Source organism: Pseudomonas sp. GW821-FHT03C07 (genome assembly GCF_059420925.1).
Genome location: NZ_JBWKUQ010000004.1, coordinates 430,824 through 453,898 on the forward strand (window position 1 = coordinate 430,824; position 23,075 = coordinate 453,898).

At 63.8% G+C, this 23,075-nt stretch carries 17 protein-coding genes; 6 read left to right on the forward strand and 11 right to left on the reverse strand.

What is annotated here, in order from left to right; translation table 11 throughout:
- Positions 1–119 precede the first annotated feature (119 nt).
- Entirely contained in the window at positions 120–2,033 is a 1,914-nt protein-coding gene (locus AC07VG_RS11435; RefSeq protein WP_495021099.1) for a sensor domain-containing diguanylate cyclase, read from the forward strand.
- A gap of 64 nt (positions 2,034–2,097) precedes the next feature.
- Here AC07VG_RS11435 and AC07VG_RS11440 read toward each other — a convergent pair whose 3' ends face one another.
- The 7 genes from AC07VG_RS11440 to AC07VG_RS11470 all read right to left on the reverse strand — a co-directional run bounded on the left by AC07VG_RS11440 (position 2,098) and on the right by AC07VG_RS11470 (position 10,025).
- Positions 2,098–2,664 carry a sarcosine oxidase subunit gamma gene (locus AC07VG_RS11440; protein ID WP_495021100.1) on the reverse strand — a complete coding sequence of 189 codons (567 nt, stop codon included), beginning with the start codon at positions 2,662–2,664 and terminating at the stop codon, positions 2,098–2,100.
- A gap of 3 nt (positions 2,665–2,667) precedes the next feature.
- Entirely contained in the window at positions 2,668–5,571 is a 2,904-nt protein-coding gene (locus AC07VG_RS11445; RefSeq protein WP_495021101.1) for a 2Fe-2S iron-sulfur cluster-binding protein, read from the reverse strand.
- Positions 5,568–5,873: a sarcosine oxidase subunit delta gene (locus AC07VG_RS11450; RefSeq protein WP_495021102.1), complete on the reverse strand. Its 306-nt coding sequence runs from the start codon at positions 5,871–5,873 to the stop codon at positions 5,568–5,570. Before AC07VG_RS11450 ends, AC07VG_RS11445 begins: the two co-directional genes overlap by 4 nt.
- Positions 5,874–5,886: 13 nt before the next feature.
- Entirely contained in the window at positions 5,887–7,128 is a 1,242-nt protein-coding gene (locus tag AC07VG_RS11455) for an FAD-dependent oxidoreductase (RefSeq protein ID WP_495021103.1), read from the reverse strand.
- Entirely contained in the window at positions 7,110–8,015 is a 906-nt protein-coding gene (folD, locus tag AC07VG_RS11460) for a bifunctional methylenetetrahydrofolate dehydrogenase/methenyltetrahydrofolate cyclohydrolase FolD (RefSeq protein ID WP_495001651.1), read from the reverse strand. Before folD (AC07VG_RS11460) ends, AC07VG_RS11455 begins: the two co-directional genes overlap by 19 nt.
- A complete protein-coding gene (purU, locus tag AC07VG_RS11465) occupies positions 8,012–8,878 on the reverse strand; it encodes a formyltetrahydrofolate deformylase (RefSeq protein WP_495001652.1) in 867 nt (288 codons plus the stop codon). The genes folD (AC07VG_RS11460) and purU overlap by 4 nt, the downstream gene beginning before the upstream one ends.
- A 541-nt stretch (positions 8,879–9,419) precedes the next feature.
- Positions 9,420–10,025, reverse strand: coding sequence for a helix-turn-helix domain-containing protein (locus AC07VG_RS11470; protein WP_103495377.1), 606 nt, complete (start codon positions 10,023–10,025; stop codon positions 9,420–9,422).
- Between the two features lie 284 nt (positions 10,026–10,309).
- On the opposite strand from AC07VG_RS11470, the gene glnT reads away from it, so the two are divergent.
- The 5 genes from glnT to AC07VG_RS11495 all read left to right on the forward strand — a co-directional run bounded on the left by glnT (position 10,310) and on the right by AC07VG_RS11495 (position 16,287).
- Entirely contained in the window at positions 10,310–11,644 is a 1,335-nt protein-coding gene (gene glnT / locus AC07VG_RS11475; RefSeq protein WP_495001653.1) for a type III glutamate--ammonia ligase, read from the forward strand.
- Positions 11,645–11,716: 72 nt separating this feature from the next.
- Positions 11,717–12,622 carry a class II glutamine amidotransferase gene (locus AC07VG_RS11480; RefSeq protein WP_495001654.1) on the forward strand — a complete coding sequence of 302 codons (906 nt, stop codon included), beginning with the start codon at positions 11,717–11,719 and terminating at the stop codon, positions 12,620–12,622.
- Between the two features lie 11 nt (positions 12,623–12,633).
- Positions 12,634–13,317 carry a GltB/FmdC/FwdC-like GXGXG domain-containing protein gene (locus tag AC07VG_RS11485; RefSeq protein WP_218223220.1) on the forward strand — a complete coding sequence of 228 codons (684 nt, stop codon included), beginning with the start codon at positions 12,634–12,636 and terminating at the stop codon, positions 13,315–13,317.
- 20 nt (positions 13,318–13,337) lie between these two features.
- On the forward strand, positions 13,338–14,672 hold the full coding sequence (locus AC07VG_RS11490; protein ID WP_495001656.1) for an FMN-binding glutamate synthase family protein: 1,335 nt from the start codon (positions 13,338–13,340) through the stop codon (positions 14,670–14,672).
- Between the two features lie 289 nt (positions 14,673–14,961).
- Entirely contained in the window at positions 14,962–16,287 is a 1,326-nt protein-coding gene (locus AC07VG_RS11495; protein WP_495001657.1) for an ammonium transporter, read from the forward strand.
- Between the two features lie 186 nt (positions 16,288–16,473).
- Here AC07VG_RS11495 and folD (AC07VG_RS11500) read toward each other — a convergent pair whose 3' ends face one another.
- From folD (AC07VG_RS11500) to AC07VG_RS11515, 4 genes are all read right to left on the reverse strand, one after another.
- Positions 16,474–17,352, reverse strand: a complete 879-nt coding sequence (gene folD, locus AC07VG_RS11500; RefSeq protein ID WP_495001658.1) for a bifunctional methylenetetrahydrofolate dehydrogenase/methenyltetrahydrofolate cyclohydrolase FolD — start codon at positions 17,350–17,352, stop codon at positions 16,474–16,476.
- Between the two features lie 234 nt (positions 17,353–17,586).
- Positions 17,587–19,266: an APC family permease gene (locus AC07VG_RS11505; protein WP_495001659.1), complete on the reverse strand. Its 1,680-nt coding sequence runs from the start codon at positions 19,264–19,266 to the stop codon at positions 17,587–17,589.
- A 74-nt stretch (positions 19,267–19,340) separates the two neighbouring features.
- Complete coding sequence (locus AC07VG_RS11510) at positions 19,341–21,683, reverse strand: trimethylamine N-oxide demethylase (protein ID WP_495021104.1); 2,343 nt, start codon at positions 21,681–21,683, stop codon at positions 19,341–19,343.
- Positions 21,684–21,698: 15 nt separating this feature from the next.
- Positions 21,699–23,066 (reverse strand): trimethylamine monooxygenase, encoded by a 1,368-nt coding sequence (locus AC07VG_RS11515; RefSeq protein WP_495021105.1) that lies wholly within the window; start codon positions 23,064–23,066, stop codon positions 21,699–21,701.
- Between the last annotated feature and the right edge of the window lie 9 nt (positions 23,067–23,075).

The following is a 23,075-nucleotide window of genomic DNA, read 5'->3' on the forward strand; positions in this document are numbered from 1 at the left end:
AGCATCCAGCCGTGCTGACCGTGGCCAACGGCTCCGATACACGCCCAGAGCGAATCACTGCACTATGCTCGACATGGAAGAGAGAAGGCAGGCGAATCAGCTGAGAGAGGTCGTCCATTTTGCACCACACCGAAGCTGGACGTTTAAAGCTGTTGCATGCCCTGGAGGTGCTCGACACCGCGGCGGAGCCGGTTTTTGATCGCCTCACGCGGTTGCTGGCCACTACGCTTGAGGTGCCGATTGCGCTGATCTCGCTGGTCGACAGCGACCGTCAGTGGTTCAAGTCCCGGGTCGGTATGGACGTCAGGCAGACCCCCCGGGATATCTCCTTCTGCACCATTGCCATAGAGCAAGAGCGGACGATGGTGGTCCTCGACGCGCTGAGTGATCCACGCTTTTCGTCCAGTTCGCTGGTGACCAGCCATCCGCGTATCCGTTTCTACGCGGGAACGCCGATCCGCTCCATCGAGGGTTATGCGCTGGGTACGCTCTGTGCGATGGATTGCAAGGCCCGGACGTTCAACGATGAGTCGCGTCAGATCCTCGAGGATTTTGCCGGTTTGGTCAGCCGGGAATTCCAGATGCGCGAGGCCGCGCTGCTGTCCCGCTCGCATATCACCCGCTCCGCGGCGGCCTTCGCGGCCAGCGAGGCACGCCTGAAAACCGCCTTTGCCCTGGCGCCCACGGGCATCGCGGCGGTCGCGGGCAATGGGCGTTTTCTCAGTCTCAACAGTGCGTTCTGCTCCATCGTCGGCTACGAAGCCGACGAACTCATGAACCTGAGTTTCCAGGACATCACTCACCCTGACGACCTGGACAGTGACTTGAAGCTGTTGCGCCAGCTGACCTGCGGCGAAATCGATCGTTACCAGTTGGAGAAAAGGTACCGGCACAAGGACGGCACCTCTGTCTGGGTCGACCTGCATGTGGCCAAGCTGTTGTCGGTGAACGGTGACCTGGAGTACTACATCGCGACGGTCCAGAACATCCAGCGACGCAAGGAAACCGAGGCGTCCCTGCAGGCGTTGCGGCACAGCCTGGAACAGCGCGTCGAGGAACGTACCGCGGAACTGCTGCGGGCCAATGAAATGCTCTCTCATACGATGCTCCAGCGGCTGCACGCCGATCGTGAGCTCAGGCAGCGCGAGGCGGAGCTGTCGGCGGTGTTGGAGCACGCCAGCGATGCCTACGTGAGTATCGATGAGTCGGGGGCGATACGGGCCTGGAACCGCATGGCCGAAACGACCTTCGGTTGGTCCCGTGACGAAGCACTGGGCCAGTCATTGGAGAAGCTGGTTATCCCCACGGCCATGCACGAGGCTCGTCTGACCGCGTGGCGGCAGTATCTCCTCACCGGCGATGATGAGGCGCTGCGCCAGCGCCTGGAGATATCGGCGCTACGGCGTGACGGTATGGTGTTTCCCGTCGAGGTGCGGATCAGCCCTGTCGAAATCGATGGGCAGCGCTTTTTCAGTGTTTTCCTGCATGACATCAGTGAACGCAAGGCCATGGCCGAACGCCGTGAGAAAGAGGCCTTGACCGATACCCTGACCGGCTTGCCAAACCGCCGCTCCTTGCTCGAATACCTGCCCAATGCGATGGCCAGGGCACGCAGAACCGCCGTGCCCCTGGGGGTGCTGTTTCTTGACCTGGATGGCTTCAAGGCGGTGAACGATACCTTCGGCCATGAAATCGGCGACCGGTTGCTGCAGGTCGTGGCCGAGAAACTGAAGACCTGCCTGCGCGAGACGGATGCGGTGTTTCGGTTGGCGGGCGATGAATTTACCGCCGTGGTCGAGGGCCAGTTCGGTGGCACCCAGGACGCGGAGCAATTGGCCTGCAAACTGATTCAATTGATCAATGAGCCGGTGCTGATCGGTGCGGCCAGCGTGCAGGTGGGGGTGAGCATCGGGATTGCGGTGTTCCGGCGCGATGATCCGAGAACCGCGACGCAGTTGTTGCGCGAGGCCGATAGCCGAATGTACGAAGCGAAGCAGGCGGGCAAGGGCCGCTTTGCCTCGCAGCAGCGCTGAAACGCGCTGCCGTGAGGCGTGTCGCGGGGAAGGGCCGTCCCCCCAGTTGAAGCGAGGCCCTTGCCTAGCCCTGTACCCCGAATTCCGCCAGGGCATCGAGCAGCGCATCCCGGAAATAGTCGAGTGACGCCCGGTCGAAGAGGATATGGAAGGTCGCCAACTCGGCCGCCGGAGGATTGATCACGATCACGTTGATCCGCGCCGCCGAGGTCTGCGCCACGGCCCCCGGTCCGAAGGCCTGTGGGCGCAGGTCGACCCCGCAGATTTTTGCCATCACCTCGGGTATCCGCTCGCCACTGAGTTGCAGCCAGGCATGGCTGTCCTGGCGTGGCAGCAGGTAGTTGGCGTGATGGTCGAGTTCCCAGCGGGCTTCCTCATCGGCAATACGCTGGCCTTGGTCCCCGGGACTGCCCAACAGCAGGTACTCGCTGGCCGAGAGGCTGACAACCTGGCTGCCATCCTCCTGGGTGACGCAGCGGTTGGGCCGGTCCGGCAGGCTGAAGCCGCGCGCCTGTAGAAACTGGGCACTGTCGCGACCGCGAAAGCCGACCCGCGGCAAGTCGGTCAGGTCGCTCAGCGTATGGCTGGGCAAGGTGGTCACGATGCGCTCGTGTGCGGCGAAAATGGACATGAGTCAAAGCCCCTGGCGCAGGTTTTCGGGATCGAAGAAAGGCAGTTTCACCACCGTGGCCATGACCACGATCGCGCCTTCGACGCGGATCGGAAGCTGTTGCCCCGGCTCGCTCTGGTGGACCCCGGCATAGGCCAGGCCGATGATCCGGCCAAGGCTTGCGGAGTACTCGCAGGAGGTGACGTTGCCGCTGATGTCCGCGCCGTCGAGGACCAGGTGGCCTTCCAACGGTTGCGGGCTGCCCTTGGGCAGGGTGAAACCCACCAGCTTGCGCTTGAGCGGCTGGGCTTCGAGGATATCCAGCGAGCGCCGACCGACGAAGAACGGCTTGCTGCGGCTGACTGCCCAGCCCATGTCGATCTCCGCCGGGTGGGTCATGCCGTCGGTGTCCTGGCTGATGATCACGTGGCCTTTTTCCAGGCGCAGCAAACGCTGGGTCTCGACGCCGAAGGGGCGAATGTCGTGGGCCTGGCCGGCGCTGACCAGGGCATCCCATAGCGCGAGGCCATGGCGCGCCGGCACGTGGATTTCATAGCCCAGTTCGCCGACGAAACCGACCCGCAGCAACCGTGCCTTGATCCCCGCGACCGTGCCCTGGCGCACCGCCAGGTAGGGGAAACCGTCGGCGCTCAGGTCAAGGTCCGGGCAGAGCTGCTCCAGGACCTTGCGTGAGTCGGGCCCGGCCACGTTGACCGCACAGAGGGCCGCGGTGACATTGGCGATATCCACGTCCAGGCGCCACTGGGCATTCCACTTGAGCATCTGTTGGTAGATCCGGTCGACGCCGCTGGTGGTGGCGGTGACGTAGAAGTGCTGTTCGGCGAAACGCGCGCAGACGCCGTCGTCGATCACCGCACCCTGTTCGTTGGTCATCAGCGCATAACGCGAGCGGCCCACCGGTTGCTTGAGAAAAGTGAAGGTGTACATCCGGTTCAGCAACTCGGCGGCATCCGGTCCACGGATATCCAGGCCACCGAGGGTCGAGACGTCGATCAGGCCGACCTTGCTGCGCACGTGCCGGGCTTCCTCCTGCATGCAGCGCTCGCGGTCTTCGGCCTTGCCGTAGAACGCGGGGCGTTGCCAGATGCCGGCCGGCATCATTTTCGCGCCGGCCTCCAGGTGACGGCGGTGCATTGGCGTCTGCCGGTAAGGATCGAAGGCGCGGCCGGCGACATGGGCCAGCTTCTCCGCAACGAACGGCGGGCGGGCGGTGGTTACCCCGGTTTCGCTGATATTGCGTTGGGTCGAGGCGGCGACCAGGCGGGCGGTCGGCAAGGCCGAATGGCGGCCCTGGGACGGCCCCATGCCCACGGTCGAATAACGTTTGACCAGTTGCACATCGCGGTAGCCGATTTTGGTCGCGTTGAGGATATCGCGCACCTGCAGGTCCTCGTCGAAGTCGACGAAGTCCTTGCCATTGGGGTGCGGGAAAATCGGCCAGTCGAAATTCACCGGGGTTTCCCGCTGATAGGTGGCCCGCTCGGCGCCGACGCCCAACCCCAGGGCCCTGGCCGCTTCGAGCCCGGCGTTGGCACCGTCGGCCAGGACGTTGTCGAGGCCATGGCGACCATTGGCGGAACCGGCGACACCGAGGTTGGCCGGTAGGCCGCTGAGGTTGAATTCGGCCTTCTGGTCGTCGTAGGCCAGTTTGCCACCGGCCTGGCAGAGCAGCTGGTAAACCGGCATATAGCCGGCGGACATGCACAGCAGGTCGCAGTCCAGGCGCAGGCCGCTGTCGCTGACCAGGCCCTGGCCGGTGATGCTGCGCACCTCGACGCCGTTGATGTGGCGCAGGCCCTTTTCATGCAGCGCTTCATAGACCGTGCTGCCGGTCAGGTGGGGGATTTTGCGTTGTTCCAGGGCGCGGCACAGGGCTGGGTCGGCGTCGTTGCGCAGGTCTACCAGAGCCGCCAACTCGACGCCCTGGTCGTGCAGGTCAAGGGCGGTGTAGTAGCCGTCATCGTTGCCGGTCAACACCACCGCGCGCTGGCCCGGTTTCACCGCGTACAGCTTCATCAGACGTTGCGCGGCGCTGCACAGCATCACGCCGGGCAGGTCGTTGTTACGGAAAATCACCGGCTGGTCGAAGGCACCGCTGCACACCAGGCACTGGCGGGCGCGGACCTTGTACATGCGCTTGCCCTGGATCACCGGCAGGTAGTTGTCGGTGAACCAGGCGTTGCAGGTGGCTTCGCTCAGCACGCGGATATTGGCGTGGCCAAGCACTGCGGCCAGCAGTTCCCGGCGCAGGTGTTCGGCACGCTTGCCGGCGATATCGAAACGCGCATAGGCGAGGGCGCCGCCCAGCACCGGCTGTTGTTCGATCAACAGCACCTGGGCTCCGCAGTTGGCGGCGCTCAGTGCCGCTTGCAGCCCGGCGGGACCGGCGCCAATCACCGCCAGGTCGGTGAACAGGTAGGCCTTGTCGTAGTACTCGGGCTGGAACGTCAGGTCGAGCACGCCGAGGCCGGCCTTCTTGCGAATGATCGGCTCCCAGACTTTCCACATACCCTTGGGCTTGTAGAAAGAGCGGTAATAGAAGCCCACCGGCATGAACCTGGAGAACTTGCCGAGGTAGGCATCGCGGTCGTTGTCCAGGGAGCCATTGAAGTTCTGGCCCTGGACTTCAAGGCCGGCTTCCAGGGGATGGGCGTCGGCCAGTACATTGGGTTCGCGGGGCAATTGCACCAGGCTGTTGGCGTCCTGGCCGGCCATGGTCAACGGGCCACGGGGGCGGTGGTACTTGAAGGAGCGCGAGAGCAGGAAGCGGCCATTGGCGAGCAGGGCGCTGGCGATGCTGTCGCCCTTCAAACCCTGGTAGGCCTTGCCGTCAAAGCTGAAGTCCAGCGGCTGGTCGCGGTCGATCAGCAGCCCCATGGGGGCGGGCAAGCGGTTGGAACTATTCATCCGGCGATCTCCCGGGACTGAGGGGGGCAGAAGTCGAGCCGTGAACTGAACAGTTCCCTGGCGTCGAAGGTGCGGATGATCTCGTCGCTGACGGTGTGGCGCTCGGCCAGGAACCAGTAGCTGGAAGGTGTGTGCATCCACCACTCGCGGACCACTCCGGCGCGGTTGTCGCTGTTGAAGACATAGTCCGCCCACTCGGCATCGCTGCAGCTGCCCGGGTCCGGCATCGGCTTGAACTCGCCGCCGTAGGTGAACTCACTGATATTGCGCGGCCCGTTGAGCGGGCAATCGAGGATTTTCATTGTCAGCGCTCCGTTAGTGGCTGGCCGCCGTGGCGCCCATTTCGTTGACTTGCTGGAAGGTACTGAAGCGCTCGAGGCCGAACGGCTTGATCAACTCGGGCACCCGGCCGCCGCTGGCCACCAGCTCGGCCATGGTCTTGCCGCAGATCGGCGTGGCCTTGAAGCCCCAGGTGCCCCAGCCGGCATCCAGGTAATAATTCTCCACCGGCGACAGGCCCATGATCGGGCTGTAGTCCGGGGTCATGTCGGTAATCCCGGCCCATTGGCGCATCAGCTTGGCGTTGGCCAGGAACGGGAACATCTCGATGGCATGGGCCAGCAGGCTTTCCTTCAGGTCCAGGGTCGAGCGGCTGTTGAACAGCGGGTAGGGGTCGGAACCGCCACCGAACACCACTTCGCCGCGACTGGTCTGCTGCACGTAGCAATGCAGCGCCGAGGAACTCACCAGTGGGTCGAGGAATGGCTTGAACGGCTGGGTCACCATGGCCTGCAAGGGAAAGGTCTGGATCGGCGAACGGATCCCGGCCTTGGCCATCAGCAGCGAGCTGTGCCCGGCGATGGCCTGGACCACGCAGCCGCACTGCACGGTGCCGCGATTGGTTTTTACCGCGCGGATCCGACCGTTCTCGATCACCAGGTCCTGGACCTCGGTGAGCTGATGGATTTCCACCCCGCGCTTGGCCGCCTGCTTGGCGTAGCCCCAGGCCACGGCGTCATGGCGCGCGGTGGCGCCGTCGATATGCCAGAGCCCGGCGATCACCGGCAGGTGGCCGGGGTCGAGATTGAGACTGGGCACCAGTTCGCGAATCTGCTGGCGGTCGATCATTTCCGTGCGGCCGCCGAAGTGCTTGTTGACCTCGGCGCGTTGGCGGAACGAGCGCACCGTCGCATCGGTGTGGGCCAGGGTCAGTTGGCCGCGCTCCGAATACATGATGTTGAAGTCGAATTCGTTGGAGAGGCTCTGGAACAGCTTTACCGACTCGGCATAGAAGCGCACGCCCTCGCTGGTCAGGTAGTTGGAGCGGATCACCGCGGTATTGCGCGCGGTATTGCCGCCGCCCAGGTAGGCCTTCTCCAGCACGGCGATATTGCTGATGCCGTGGTAGCGCGACAGGTAGTAGGCGGTGGCCAGGCCATGGCCGCCGGCACCGATGATTACCACGTCATAGGACGGTTTGAGATCCCGCGGTGGCGGCAGATCGACGTCCACCGGGTATTCGGCGCTCAGTCCGTATTTCAATAGATTGAATGGCATACGGCCTCCGATTGGCTGCGTTGCGCCTGCTGTTGCTGGCGGGCGGCGATCACGGTGTTTTTCATCAGGAAGGCGATGGTCATCGGGCCGACGCCCCCAGGGACTGGGGTAATCGCCGAGACCAGGGGCAGGGCGCTGGCGAAATCGACATCGCCGACCAGGCGGCTGCCGTTCTCGGTTTCAATCCGATTGATCCCCACATCAATCACCACCGCCCCCGATTTCAGCCAGCTGGCGTCGATCAATCCGGCGCGGCCGACGGCGGCAATCACGATATCGGCCTGGCGACACAGCGCCTGGGCATCGCGACTGCGCGAGTGGAGCATGGTGACCGAGCAGTCGGCCTTGAGCAGCAGGGCCGCCATGGGTTTGCCGACGATATTCGAGCGGCCGACCACCACCGCATGCTTGCCGCGCAGCTCGCCGCAGGTTTCTTCCAGCAGGTGCAGGCAACCGCTGGGGGTACACGGGGCGAGTACATCGCGGCCCTGGCTCAGGCCGCCGACGTTTTCACTGTGAAAACCATCCACGTCCTTGCGCGGGTCGATGGCTTCCAGGGCGCGCAGTTCATCGATCGGCGCCGGCAGCGGGAGTTGCAGGAGGATGCCGTTGATCGAGGGATCGTCGTTCAGGCTCTTGATCAGGTTCAGCAGTTGTTCGGTGCTGGTGTCGCTGGGCAGGCGATGCTCCTGGGAGCGAATGCCGACCTCGTCGGCGCGCAGGATCTTGTTGCGCACATAGACCTGGCTGGCCGGGTCGCTGCCCACCAGGATCACCGCCAACGCCGGTCGGACCGCCTGTTCCAGCAACTCGCCGACCTCGCGGCGTACCTGTTCCAGGACCCGCGCCGAAGCGGCCTTGCCATCTATCAGTCTGGGGCTGTTCACCGGAAGATCACCGTTCTGTCCTGGTTGAGGAAAACCCGGTGTTCCAGGTGGTACTTGACCGCCTTGGACAGGGCCACGGTTTCGGTATCGCGACCGGTCGCCACCAGGTCATCGGGGCGATACACGTGGTCGACCCGTTGCACTTCCTGCTCGATGATCGGCCCTTCGTCCAGGTCGCTGGTAACGTAGTGGGCGGTGGCACCGATCAGTTTCACCCCGCGCTGGTAGGCCTGGTGATAGGGCTTGGCACCCTTGAAGCCGGGCAGGAACGAATGGTGGATATTGATCGCCCGGCCCGAGAGCTGCCGGCACAGGTCGTCGGAGAGGATCTGCATGTAGCGCGCCAGGACCACCAGCTCGGTCTGGGTGTCGTCGATGATCGTCATCAGTTCGGCTTCCTGGCGGGCCTTGCTGTCCTGGGTTACCGGCAGGTAGATGAAGCGGATGCCTTCGCGTTCGGCCATCGGCCGCAGGTCCAGGTGATTGGAGACGATGGCGGTGATGGTCATGTCCATCTCGCCCTTGTGGTAGCGGTAGAGCAGGTCGGTGAGGCAATGGTCGAACTTGCTGACCATCAGCAGCACGCGCATCGGCTGGCGCGTATCGTGCAGCTCCCAGGCCATGTCGAAGGCCTTGGCCACGTCGGCGAAGCCGGCCTTGAGCGGCTCGATGGCGGCGGCCAGGCCGTCGTTGAAGCGGAACACCGCGCGCATGAAAAACTGGCCGCTGAACTCGTCGTCGAATTGCGCCATCTCCCCGATGTAGCAACCGTTGTCCGCCAGGTAAGTGGTGACGGCGGCGACGATCCCGGACACCGCCGGACAGCTTATCTTGATGATGAAATGGTTTTTGTCGTGTTGCATGACGCGTCCTCGGGAGGGTGGCGGCAGCTCATCGCAGGGCGATAAAAAACAACGTTGAAGCGAGCTTCATTTTTGAAGCGTTTTTTCTTATGGGGAATAAAATATTCCCAATAGCGGCTTTATAGGGGAAATGCGCAGGGGACGTCCAGAGGTTTCTGAAAGTTTTTTAACTGGCAGGAAATAGCGCAGGATACGACGCCGTTTCAGGCGATCGTGCGCGGGGGAAGTCAAGAGAGGGCGGTTTTGGAGCCGCAACGGGCCCTTGTAGGAGCTGGCTTGCCAGCGATGGCGGCCGATCAGACGATGCAAGGCTTACTGGCCCCATCGCCGGCAAGCCAGCTCCTACAGGTTTTGCGCAGGACGATATTGATGTGGCGCAACCCGGCTTTGTGGAAGGCTTACTGGCCTCATCGCCGGCAAGCCAGCTCCTACAGGTTTTGCGCAGGACGATATTGATGTGGCGCAACCCGGCTTTGTGGGAGCCGGCTTGCCGGCGATAGCACCCGCACAGGCACCCGCAAGGCTCAAGGACCTCAGGGGTTTATTCGTTGCCGTTGCCGTAGTTCATGATCGACAGCAGGCGGATCGGCACCTGCACCAATTGCTCGGGACCGTGGGGCACTTCGCCTTCGAAGGTCAGGCTGTCGCCGGCTTCCATGCGGTACAGCTGATTACCGTGGCGGTAGATCAGCTCGCCTTCGAGCAGGTGGAGGAATTCGGTGCCGGGATGGGAGAAGGTCGGAAACTCCTCGCTGGCGTCATCCATGCTGACCATATACGCCTCGAAGCTCTTCTTCGGCCCACGGGTATGGTTGAGCAGATGATAGGTGTGGCCTTTCTCCGTGCCCCGGCGCACCACCTCCATGCCCTGGTCGGCCTTGACCAGCAGGGCACTGCCACCTTGCTGGTCGTACTGGCTGAACAGCTTGGACATCGGCAGCCCGAGCACGTCGCACAGGCGGCTCAGGGTATCGAGGCTGGTGGACACCTGGGCGTTTTCGATCTTGCTCAACATACCCTGGCTGATGCCGGCGATCTTCGCCACATCGGACAGTTTCAGGTCCTGCGCCAGGCGCTGGCGCTTGATCTGCATGCCCAGGTACTGCTCCAGCTTGAGACGCGGTTCGAGCTCGTTCGGCATATTCATCGGGACCTGCACGCTTTCTGTTCAATAATATTAGTTTCGCACTAGGAAAGTGCAAGGCAGCCACCTGCGTGGCTCGCCAATGGGGTGTATTCCCACAAGGAAAACAATTTTCCCATATATACAGCGCAAATGCGCGGTTACTGATGCCGCACCTCGGCATGACTGAACTTGGCAAGGGCTTTGCATTCCTGAAGGGAAATTAACTTTCTTCTGCGGAATAAAGAAGGTTGAGAGCGTCAACTCCATCCCTAGCACTTTGCCTTTTCACGAGGAGTGAAGACCCCATGTTGCCAGCAGAAACCCAGCGCCTCATCGACAAGCACGGGATCAAGTACGTGCTTGCGCAGTTTGTCGATATCCATGGCGCGGCGAAAACCAAATCGGTGCCCGTGTGCGGGCTCAAGACGGTGGCGGAAGAAGGGGCCGGATTTGCCGGTTTCGCCATCTGCGGCATGGGCATGGAGCCCCACGGCCCGGACTTCATGGCCCGCGGCGATCTGTCGACGCTGACGCCGGTGCCCTGGCAACCGGGGTACGGTCGCGTGGTCTGTGTCGGGCATGTCGACGGCCAACCGCATCCCTATGACAGCCGCTACGTCCTGCAACAACAAGTCCAGCGCCTGCAGGACAAGGGCTGGACCCTCAACACCGGCCTGGAACCGGAGTTCAGCCTGTTTCGCCGTGATGCAGGGGGCAAGCTGCAAGCGGTCGACGCCAGCGATAACCTCGACAAACCCTGCTACGACTACAAGGGCCTGTCACGTTCGCGGGTGTTTCTCGAGCAGCTGACCGAAGCGCTGCAGGCAGTGGACTTCGAGGTCTATCAGATCGACCACGAAGACGCCAACGGCCAGTTCGAGATCAACTACACCTACAGCGATGCCCTGACCTCGGCCGACCGCTTCACCTTTTTTCGCATGGCCGCCGGGGAGATCGCCAACGACCTGGGCATGATCTGCTCGTTTATGCCCAAGCCCGATCCGAAGCGCGCCGGCAACGGCATGCACTTTCACCTGTCGATCGCCAGCGCCGAAAACAAGAACCTGTTCCATGACGCCAGCGACCCGAGCGGCATGGGCCTGTCGAAACTGGCCTATCACTTCGCCGCCGGCCTGCTCGCCCATGGCCCGGCGCTGTGCGCCTTCGCCGCGCCAACGGTCAACTCCTACAAGCGTCTGGTGGTGGGCAACTCGCTGTCCGGCGCGACCTGGGCCCCAGCCTTTATCGCCTTCGGCGCCAACAACCGCTCGGCGATGGTCCGCGTGCCCTACGGGCGCCTCGAATTCCGCCTGCCGGATGCCGGCTGCAACCCCTATCTGGTCAGCGCCGCGATCATCGCCGCGGGCCTGGACGGCATCGACCGGCAACTGGAGGTCGAGCATGTCTGCAACGAAAACCTCTACAGCCTGAGCCTGGAGCAGATTGCCGCGCGGGGCATCAAGACCTTGCCGCAATCGCTCAAGGAGGCCACCGACGCCCTGGAAGCCGACCCGTTGTTCGCCGAGGTCATGGGCCCGCAAATCGTTGGCGAGTTCATCAAGCTCAAGCGCATGGAGTGGGTGGAATACAGCCGCCATGTCTCCGACTGGGAAATCCAGCGCTACACCGAATTTTTCTGACTGTGTGTTTTGACAACCATTCGGGCACCCGCTACGGCGCCGGGTGTTCACTGCCTCCGAAGGAGACTTGATATGTGTGGGATCGTAGGGCTTTACCTGAAAAATCCGCAGCTGGAAGCCCGGCTCGGCGAGTTGTTCGAGCCGATGTTGCTGGCCATGACCGACCGTGGCCCGGATAGCGCCGGCTTTGCCATCTACGGCGATGAAGTGGCCGACGGCTGGCTCAAGCTGACCTTGCAGGCGACCGGCGAGGGCTTCGACTGGCAGCCGCTGATGGCCGCGCTGGAAGGGCGCCTGGGTTGTTCCCTGGACTGGTTTCAGAATGCCAGTGCCGTGGTGCTGAAAATCCACGCCGGCGAAGCCCCGGTGCGCGCCCTGCTCAATGAACTGGCGCCGTCGGTGCGGATCATGAGTGCCGGGCAGAGCATCGAAATCCTCAAGGGCATGGGCCTGCCGCTGGAGATTTCCCAGCGCTTCGGCCTGGCCAGCATGAAAGGCAGCCATATCATCGGCCACACCCGGATGGCCACCGAAAGCGCGGTGACCATGGAGGGCAGCCACCCGTTCTCCACGGGCGCCGACCTGTGCCTGGTGCACAACGGCTCGCTGTCCAATCACTTCCGCCTGCGCCAGGAACTCAAGCGCGAAGGCATTCACTTCGAGACCGACAACGACACTGAAGTGGCCGCCGGTTACCTGACCTGGCGCCTGCAACAGGGCGATTCGCTGAAACAGGCGCTGGACCATTCGCTGCGCGACCTGGACGGCTTCTTCACCTTCGCCATCGGCACCCGCAACGGCTTCGCGGTGATCCGTGACCCGGTGGCCTGCAAGCCGGCGATCATCGCCGAAACCGCCGACTACGTGGCCATGGCCTCGGAATACCAGGCGCTGTCGAGCCTGCCGGGTATCGAACAGGCCAAGGTCTGGGAGCCGGCGCCGGCCACCCTGTACCTCTGGGAACGCGAATCAGCTTAAGGAGTACCGTCATGAAAACCATCGATCTTTCCACGGCCTCGGTGCGCGACCTCAACCAGGCGCTGCATGACCAGGTCCATCAGGTAGAAGACCGCGAATGGGTAGTAACCCATTCCAACGGCAAGCACAACCTCGCGGTGGGTGTGAACCAGGCCGTGTCCATCGATATCCAGGGCCATGCCGGTTACTACTGCGCCGGCATGAACCAGAAGGCGAGCATCACCGTGCATGGCAATGCCGGCGTCGGGGTTGCCGAGAACATGATGTCCGGCATGGTCCGGATCAAGGGCAGCGCCTCCCAGGCGGCGGGTGCCACCGCCCATGGCGGCTTGCTGGTGATCGAGGGCGATGCCGGGGCCCGCTGCGGGATCTCGATGAAGGGCATCGACATTGTGGTCGGCGGCAGTATCGGCCATATGAGCTGCTTCATGGGCCAAGCCGGGCGCCTGGTGGTGTGCGGCGATGCCGGTGATGCCCTGGGCGATTCGCTCTACGAAACCCGCATCTACGTCAAAGGTAGCGTGCAGTCGCTGGGTTCGGACTGCGTCGAGAAAGAGATGCGCGCCGAGCACCTGGAGGAGCTGCAGGAACTGCTCAATCGCGCCGGTTTCGATGAGTCGCCCGCAAGCTTCAAACGCTATGGCTCGGCCCGTCAGCTGTACAACTTCAAAGTCGATAACGCGTCCGCGTACTGATCCACGCGAGGAGAACTGCCATGAGCGACCCTGTTAACCCAAAAGCCCCTCCGGTGCTGCGTGAGTCCGCCACCTTCGACCGCCTGACCATCCAGGAAATCCAGCGTGCCGCCGAAACCGGCATCTATGACATCCGGGGTGGCGGCACCAAGCGCAAGCTGCCGCACTTCGATGACTTGCTGCTGCTCGGTGCCAGCGTGTCGCGCTACCCGCTGGAAGGCTATCGGGAGAAATGCGGGACCGACGTGATTCTCGGCAACCGCTTCGCCAAGAAGCCGATCCACCTGAAGATTCCGGTGACCATCGCCGGCATGAGCTTCGGCGCGCTGTCGGCCAATGCCAAGGAGGCCCTTGGCCGTGGCGCGACCATTGCCGGTACCAGCACCACCACCGGCGACGGCGGCATGACCCCGGAAGAACGCGGGCAATCGCAGCACCTGGTCTATCAATACCTGCCGTCGCGTTATGGCATGAACCCGGACGACCTGCGCAAGGCTGACGCCATCGAGATCGTCCTTGGCCAGGGCGCCAAGCCGGGTGGTGGTGGCATGCTGCTGGGGATGAAAGTCACCGAGCGTGTGGCCGGCATGCGCACGCTGCCGATCGGCGTCGACCAGCGCAGTGCCTGCCGGCACCCGGACTGGACCGGCCCGGACGACCTGGCGATCAAGATTGCCGAGCTGCGCGAAATCACCGATTGGGAAAAACCGATTTACGTGAAGATCGGCGCCAGCCGGCCGTATTACGACGTCAAGCTGGCGGTCAAGGCCGGCGCCGATGTGATCGTCCTCGACGGTATGCAGGGCGGCACGGCGGCGACCCAGGAAGTGTTTATCGAACACGTGGGGATTCCCATCCTGCCGGCGATTCCCCAGGCGGTCCAGGCGTTGCAGGAGATGGGCATGCATCGCAAGGTGCAGTTGATCGTCTCGGGCGGGATTCGCAACGGTGCCGATGTGGCCAAGGCCATGGCGCTGGGCGCCGATGCGGTGGCGATCGGCACGGCGGCGTTGATTGCCCTGGGCGACAACCACCCGCGGCTGGATGAGGAGTTGAAGAAGATCGGCTCGGCGGCCGGCTTCTACGACGACTGGCAGAACGGCCGCGACCCGGCGGGGATCACCACCCAGGACCCGGAGCTGTCCAAACGCCTTGATCCGGTGGAGGGCGGGCGGCGCCTGGCCAACTACCTGCGGGTGTTGGTGCTGGAGGCCCAGACCATGGCGCGGGCCTGTGGCAAGTCGCACCTGCATAACCTCGATCCGGAGGACCTGGTGGCCTTGACCGTGGAATCGGCGGCCATGGCCCGGGTGCCGTTGGCCGGTACCTCGTGGATTCCGGGTTCGGGGTACTGAGTTGTTCCGACAGGGCGACTCGAACACGCCGGGATTGTCCTGTTGGGATCTTGAACACGCCGCAAAAACCTGTAGGAACCCGCTTGCTGGCGATGAGGCCAGTCAGCCTTGCATCGCCTGAAAGGCCGCTATCGCCAGCAAGCTGGCGCCTACAAGGACCACGTTCGGCCAGACGCCCGCGGATAGGGCGGTGTGTGTTCGTTCAACATTCGAAGAGGCCTCAAGGCCCGCCCACTCTCACATTGCTCGCTGCCAGACACTTTCCATTCCCTTTGCAGGAGCTTCAACAATGGTCAATCGTCTACCTGGCAAGTCCCTGTTACTGCTGCTCGCCCTCGGTGTCTTGGCACCCGTGGCGCAAGCAGCCGACGCCCCGACCCTCAATACCGGCAGCACTGCCTGGATGATCACCGCGGCGGTGCTGGTGCTGTTCATGTGCCTGCCGGGCCTGGCGCTGTTCTACGGCGGCCTGGTCCGGGCGAAAAACATGCTCTCGCTGTTCACCCAATGCTTCGGCGTGGCCGGTCTGGTCGGCGTGTTGTGGGTGATCTATGGCTACAGCATGGTGGTCGACACCAGCGGCATGGTCGACGGCCAGGTGACCTTCAACAGTTTCGTCGGCGGCCTGAGCCGGGCCTTTCTGGCCGGGATGAAGCCCGACAGTCTGGTGGGCGATATTCCGGAAGGGGTGTTCGTGACCTTCCAGATGACCTTCGCCATCATCACTCCGGCGCTGATTGCCGGGGCCTTCGCCGAACGCATGAAGTTCTCGGCGGCGCTGTTGTTCATGGCGGTTTGGTTCACCCTGGTCTACGCGCCGGTCGCGCATATGGTCTGGGGCGGTTCCGGAGCCTTGATGCACAACTGGGGCGTGCTCGACTTTGCCGGCGGCACCGCGGTGCATATCAACGCCGGCGTCGCCGCCCTGGCCGCGTGCCTGATCCTCGGCAAGCGCAAGGGTTACCAGAACGAGCCGATGCCGGCACACAACCTGAGCTTGACCATGGCCGGCGCGGCGATGCTCTGGGTTGGCTGGTTCGGTTTCAATATCGGCTCCGGCGGCGGTCTCAACGGGCTCTCGGGGATCGTTATGCTCAATACCCAGCTGGGCGCCTGCGCCGGCATTCTCGGCTGGATGTTCACCGAGTGGTTCAAGGTTGGTAAACCCAGTGCGCTGGGTCTGGCCAGCGGTGCCTTGGCCGGGTTGGTTGGGATCACCCCGGCCTGTGCTTATGTCGGCGTCGGTGGTGCCCTGGCCATTGGTCTGCTGTGCGGGGTGTTCTGCTATTTGAGCGTGACCGTGTTGAAAAGGCGCTTCGGTTATGACGACAGCCTCGATGTGTTCGGCCTGCATGGTATCGGCGGGATGATTGGCGCGGTGTTGACCGGGGTGTTCTGCGTACCGTCGATGGGCGGCCTGGTGGAAGGCGTGACCCTCGGCGGGCAGGTCCTGGCGCAGATCAAGGGCGTGGCGCTGACCACGGTCTACTGCTTTGTCGTCAGCTGGGTGATTCTCAAGGTGATCAAGGCGTTGATCGGCTTGCGTGCCGATGAGTCGGTGGAGGAGATGGGGCTGGACCTGGCCGAGCACAATGAGCGGGCTTACAACCATTGAGCCTGGATCCGCTGTGCCGGTCGATGGCTGGCTGCCCGTGAAACGGTGTAACGGCTGACATCGCATCGCCAGCAAGCCGGCTCCTACAGGGGATCAGTGTCGACTACCGATTTGCGTACGACACAAATCCTGTGGGAGCCGGCTTGCCAGCGATGGCGTCTGCGAGGACAGCACAACAGCAAGCGCTTACCGGGATCGCTGCAACTGCGTGGCGATCACGGTGTTTTTCAAAAGATAGGCAATGGTCATCGGCCCGACTCCGCCCGGCACCGGGGTGATGGCGCTGGCCACCATCCGGGCGCTGGCATAGTCGACATCCCCCACCAGGCGGGTGCCGGTCTCGGTTTCAATCCGATTGATCCCCACGTCGATCACCACCGCCCCCGGCTTGAGCCAACTGGCATCGATCAACTGCGGGCGCCCCACGGCGGCGACCACGATATCCGCCAACCGGCACAAGGCCGGCGCATCGACGCTGCGCGAGTGCACCACGCTGACCGAGCAATCGGCCTGCAGCAGCAGGGTCGCCATGGGTTTGCCGACGATATTCGAACGGCCGATAACCACCGCGTGCTTGCCGCGCAGATCGCCGCAGGTTTCCTGCAACAGGCGCATGCAGCCACTGGGTGTGCAGGGCGTCAGCACCTCGGCGCCGTGGACCAGGCCGCCGACGTTTTCCCGATGAAAACCGTCGACATCCTTGAGCGGGTCGATGGCCTGGATCACCGCATGCTCCTCGATATGCGCCGGCAACGGCAGTTGCACCAGGATGCCGTTCACCGTCGGATCGGCGTTCAGCCCGGCAATCAGTTGCAGCAGCTCGGCCTGGCCGGTGCTTGCCGGCAGGCGATGTTCCAGCGAACGGATGCCGACTTCTTCGGCGCGCAGCAATTTATTGCGCACATAGACCTGGCTGGCCGGGTCTTCGCCCACCAGGACCACGGCCAGCGCGGGGTAAATGGCTTGCCGGGCCAGGTCGGCGATCTCGTCGCGGACTTCATTGAGCACCTGGGCGGCGATGGCCTTGCCGTCGATGTCGCGGGCCGGTGCAAGGGAAGAATTCATCGAATGCGTCACCATGGTCTGGGTAGAGAAAAAAATGGAGCCAGGCGCCTTTGCCCCAATGGGGCGCTTGAAGACACCGCCAAACCTGTAGGAGCCAGCTTGCTGGCGATGAGGCCAGTGAGCCTTGCATCGACTGATCGGCCGCTATCGCCAGCAAGCTGGCTCCTACAGGGATCGAGATCATCCTGTCCTGGCCGGTAGCGCCGGCCAGGACAGGTTTGTCCTTCAGGCCGCTCAGGCCGCCAGGCGGTGGCAGAAATATACCACCAGCACGCCGGCGACCAGTGTGACATAAGGCAGCACACCCGCGCGCTTGAGTCCGGCGTCGGCCTGGATATGCAGGTCGGTCAGCATCGCTTCCGGGAAACGGCCCTTGTCCTGCCAGTAATGGCGCACGACAAACACCGGAATGATCAGCAGCGCCAGCAACAGGCCGGTGAACAGCGTACCGGCACCCCAGATATCCGCGCCCATCCCCATGCACGCCAGGTTGACGAAGCTCAACACCGCGCCGGCCGCCAGCAGCAGGGTCGGCGCCTTGTACGGACGGGCCCAGTCCGGGCGGTCCAGGCGGTGAATCCAACCGGCGTTGAGGTTGAGGAAGTTGAAGATGATGTAACTGACATTGGACGCCGCGAGGACGAACACATAGTCGGACATCAGCAACAGCAGCATATTGAACGTCAAGTCGGTCCACATCGCCGCCGTCGGCGCGCCGTGTTCGTTGGTCCGCCCCAGGTACTTGGGCAGCCAGCCGTCCACCGAGGCCTGGTACAAGGTGCGCGAGGAGCCGGACATCGACGTCATGATCGCCAGCAGGGTGGCGAGTATCAGCATGATCAGCACGACATTGGCCACCAGCTTGCCGCCGCCGATGCTGTCGGCCATGACCTGGCCGACGCCCATGCCGCTGTAGATCGCTGGCGACAACAGGCCGCTGTAGACGGCCGGGGTGACCACCGCGCCGCTGGCATCGAGCACCGCCGGGGTCACCAGTTGGCCGAGCCCAAGGCTGCCCTGGAAGGCCAGCGGCACCAGGGTGAAGACCAGGATGCAGAGCAGCCCGGCGTAGAAGATCGCCTTGAAGGTGTCGCGTTTGGGATCCTTGAATTCCCGGGTGTAGCACACGGCGGTCTCGAAGCCGTAGGTCGACCAGGCGGCCATGAACAGCCCGCCGGCCATCAACGACCAGCCGGACATGTCCCAGGGCCCGTCGATCACTTGCCCGGCGGCGTCATGAGCCAGCGGGAACAGTGGCAGGAAGTTGATCCGCGCCGCGTCACCGGTCAGCAGCGGCACCAGGCCCACCAGCAACAGCGGAATCAGCGAGGTCGCGCCCAGCACCAGGGTCAGCCGTGCCGAACGCAGGATGCCGCCGTGCTGCACGGCGAACACCCCCAGCAGGATCAGCAGGCCGATGCCGAAGGTGGCGTTGATACGCAGTGACAGGCCGCTTTTGACCCAGCCCAGGTCGAGCAGGGTGAACTGCCAGGTATTGATCAGCGCATCCGCCGGAAACAGCGCGGTGAGGATATAGCCGGCCGCCAGTCCCGAACCGATCGCCAGCACCGGCGACCAGGCCAGCCAGTTGCACCACACCGACACCGGAGCGATCAGCTTGCTGTAGCGAACCCAGGCGATGGCCCCGTAGACCGAGGCACCACCGGATTTGTGCGGGAACAGCCCGGCGATTTCGGCATAGGTGAAGGCCTGGATAAAGCCGAACAGGATCGACACGATCCAGACGATCCAGGCCGGTTTGCCCACGGTGGCGGCAATTGCGCCAATGGAGAACAGCACCAGCGCGGGCACGCCGCTGGCGACCCAGAAGGCCCCGCGCCAATCGATCTTGCGGTGCAGGCTGCCGACCGCGGCGGGGGCTGGCGGTACGGTCTCGAACGTCGTCGCTTCCATCTTGGTATTCCCATGTCTGAGTGGAGGGGCGTTGGGCAGTCAAAGTCAGTTGGCGTACTTGCTCGTTATGCCGATCAACTGCGCACCCGGCTTTTGTCCGGGTCATAGAAGATCGCCGGTGTGACCGTGGCGCTGATGCGCTTCTGCAGGCCATCGACCTTGCCGACCTCAAGCTCCGTGCCGATCTCGGCACAGGCCACATCCATGCGACAGAGGGCGATATTGCTGCCCAGCAGGGGCGAGCGGCAGGCGCTGGTGATCACGCCGACCTGGGCCCGGCCGCGATAGACCGCATCGCCGTGGTGGGCGCCTTCGTTGCCGCTCAGTTGCAGGCCCACCAATTTGTGGCGGGGCTGGGCACTGCGCCGCAACAGCGCATCGCGACCGATGAAATCGTCGGTCTTGCTCTTGAGCGGCACGCTGAAACCGATCCCGGCTTCGAAGGGATCGGTCTGGTCGCTGAATTCGTAGCCGGCGAAGATCAGCCCGGCTTCGATGCGCAGCATGTCCAGGGCTTCCAGGCCCAGGGGGACGATGCCCAGCGGTTGGCCCAGTTGCCAGATCCGGTCCCAGACCTGTTCGGCGTCCTGCGGCTGGCACCAGACTTCATAGCCCAGCTCGCCGGTGTAGCCGGTGCGGGAAATCATCAGCGGGCAACCGTCGTAGCCGTCCAGGCGGCCGACCAGGAAGCGGAACCAGCCGAGGCTTTCCAGGCTTGGCTGGGTCGCTGGAGTCCAGATTATCTGTTTAAGCAGTTCACGGCTCAGCGGGCCCTGGACCGAGAGGTTGTGGATCTGCTCGCTGGCCGACTTGACCCAGACTTTCATGCCCAGCTTCGCCGCTTGTTCCCGCAGCCAGACGCCGGCATAGTCCTCCCCGCAGATCCAGCGGAAATTGTCCGGGCCCAGGCGCAGCAGGGTGCCGTCGTCGAGCATGCCGCCGTGTTCATGGCACATCGCTGAATACACCACCTGGCCGACCGCCAGACGCCGCACGTCGCGGGTCAGGCAGTACTGCAGGAGGGCTTCGGCGTCCGGGCCGAGGATCTCGAACTTGCGCAGGGCCGTCAGGTCCATCAGCGCCACGCGCTCGCGGCAGCCGAGGTATTCGTCGATGGCACCGAAACCGTCGTAGCGCAGCGCCAGCCACCAGTTGCGGTAGTCGGTGAAGCTGCCGGTGAGGGCGCGGGTGCGGCTGTGAAAGCCCGATTCGCGGGTGAGGATCGGGTCGGCGTCGGCCGTGCTTCGAGTGCTCATGGCGATGGAAAAACGCTCCTGTTCGCGGTAGACGCGGATATGGATATCGGTCGGATTCCAGCCATTGGCCGGGTCGATGTCGTCGGGGCACGAGGAGCTGCCGCAAACCAGGTCGGTCATGGCCTTGAGCAGCACATAGTCGCCGGGACGCGACCAGGGTTCGTCGAGGGTCATCTGCTGGTGGGCGTCGATCGCGGTGTTGAAGAAGAAGTTGATCGCCGGCCAGCCACTGCGCGCCTGTACGCCATGGGGGGCGAGGGCGCGGCTGAGGTTGTCGCTGCAGTTGTCGTGCCCGAAATAGCCCTGGCTCTCGTAATAGCGGGCGGCGCAGGCCAGGGCGAAGGCGTCGTGGCGACCGACGGTGTCGCGCACCACTTCGAGCATGGGCTGCATCTGCCGGTCGAAGAACTTCGAGAACAGCCCTGGCGCCGGGTAGGCGCTGCCGTTCAGGGTGCGGGTGACGGTCTGGTCGAGGTCCAGTTCCAGACCGCGATCCAGCGCCCGTCGGTCGAAGGCGACAAAGTCCGAGCACTGCCGGCCGGCGACATCCAGCACCTGGATGTATTGGCCTTTGCTGACGCTGTAGCCCTGGGCGCTGCCGGCGCGCACGGTGAACTCGTCCACCAGTTCGCCCAATGGCTCGGGCAGTTCGGGCAGCCACAGCGGCGATGGGTTGGCCCGCTCGACCATCAGCCGCAGCTCGCTGGGCCGGTATTGCCGGTCGACGGCGTGGGGACCGGCGGGGGCGGCGACCAGCACCAGCAGCGGGTCACTGGCGACAAAGCGGCGGCTGTGGCCGGCGGCGCTGTCGTCGCCCCAGAGCGAGGCGGCGCGCGGCAGTGAGCGTGGATCGATGCCGCGCTTGTGCAGGGCCTGGAGAATACGCCGGCTGTGCAGGGTCGCTTCGGCCAGTCGCGCGGCAATAAACTCGCCGCCTGGCGTCGCGGCCAGCGCCCATTGCGCCAGGGCGCTGTGGCCGCTGGCGGTCAGGGCCAGCAACTCGCAGGGTTGCAGGCCTTCGACGTCGATCACTTGCAGGGTGTCGCCGGGCGCCAGGGCCACCAGGCTGACGCCGCCGCCGGCCACCCGGTAACGCTCTTGCGTCGCGGTCCGGGCAAACAGCCCGGGCTCCCGGGGCTGCGAAACACGTGGTGCGTGCATGCTGCGACTCCCGTGTCAGCCAACCGACTGGATCGAGGTGGACGGTTCGCCGAGGTAGGCGGCCATGGAATCGTCCAGCGCGTGCAGCCAGGGCGTGTGATGGGGCGGCGACTGGGTGCCGGTCATCAGCGAACGGTAGGACTTGTCGCGATAACCCATGATGTTTTCGGCCTTGTCGTGCTTCCAGTGCAGGAAGGTGTCGTTGACCGCGGCAATGTCGAAATCGGGGTAGTCGGTGGCGTCCACCAGTTGCTGGATATAGGCGCCCTGGTATTCGAACATCTGCTGGTTGGTTTCCAGGGTCTGCTCGCGTTCGTGCCATTGGCGGCTGTCGGCGACCATCTCGGCCCGGGACGGCAGGGCGATGCGTCCGAGGATGACGTCGCGGGCGTACCAGGCCTGGGCGTCGAACATGTTGAAGGAGTACCACTGGTCCTGCATGCCGAGGTAGATCATCCGGGGGTTGGGTTCCCAGAACACGCCCTTGTACAGGTTCATCGGCCACAGGCGATTGTCGGTCTTGAGGCAGAGTTCGTCCTGCAGGAACGGGAAGTGATGCTGGTAACCGGTGCAGAGGATCACCGCGTCGATGTGTTTGCTGCTGCCGTCGGCAAAATAGGCGCGGTTGTGTTCCAGGCGTTGCAGCAGTGGTTTTTCCTCCCAGTTGGCCGGCCATTGGTAGCCCATCGGCGCGCTGCGGTAGCAACTGGTGATGCTGCGGGCGCCGTATTTGTAGCACTGCGAGCCGATGTCCTCGGCCGAGTAGCTGCTGCCGACGATCAGCAGGTCCTTGCCCTTGAATTCCAGCGCCTCGCGAAAGTCATGGGCGTGCAGGATGCGTCCGGCGAACTGCTCGAAGCCCTCGAAGTGCGGCACCTTGGGCGTGGAAAAATGACCGCAGGCGTTGATCACGTAGTCGAAGGTCTCGCTGGTCTGCACGTCCAGGTTGTAGTCATGGGCCTGGACCGTGAAGCGACCACTGGCGGCGTCGAAGTTGACCTGGCGCACCACGTTGTTGAAGCGGATATACGGGCGCACTCCAGCTTTTTCCACGCGGCCCTTGATGTAGTCCCAGAGCACTTCCCGTGGCGGGTAGGAGCCGATGGGACGGCCGAAATGTTCTTCGAAGGTGTAGTCGGCGAACTCCAGGCATTCCTTCGGGCCGTTCGACCACAGGTAGCGGTACATGCTGCCGTGCACCGGCTCGCCGTGCTCGTCGAGGCCGGTGCGCCAGGTGTAGTTCCACATGCCGCCCCAGTCGCTCTGCTTCTCGTAGCAGACCAGTTCGGGGATCTCGGCGCCCTGGTCGCGGGCCGACTGGAAGGCTCGAAGTTGCGCCATGCCGCAAGGGCCGGCGCCGATGATTGCCACGCGTAAAGTCATGATCGTGCC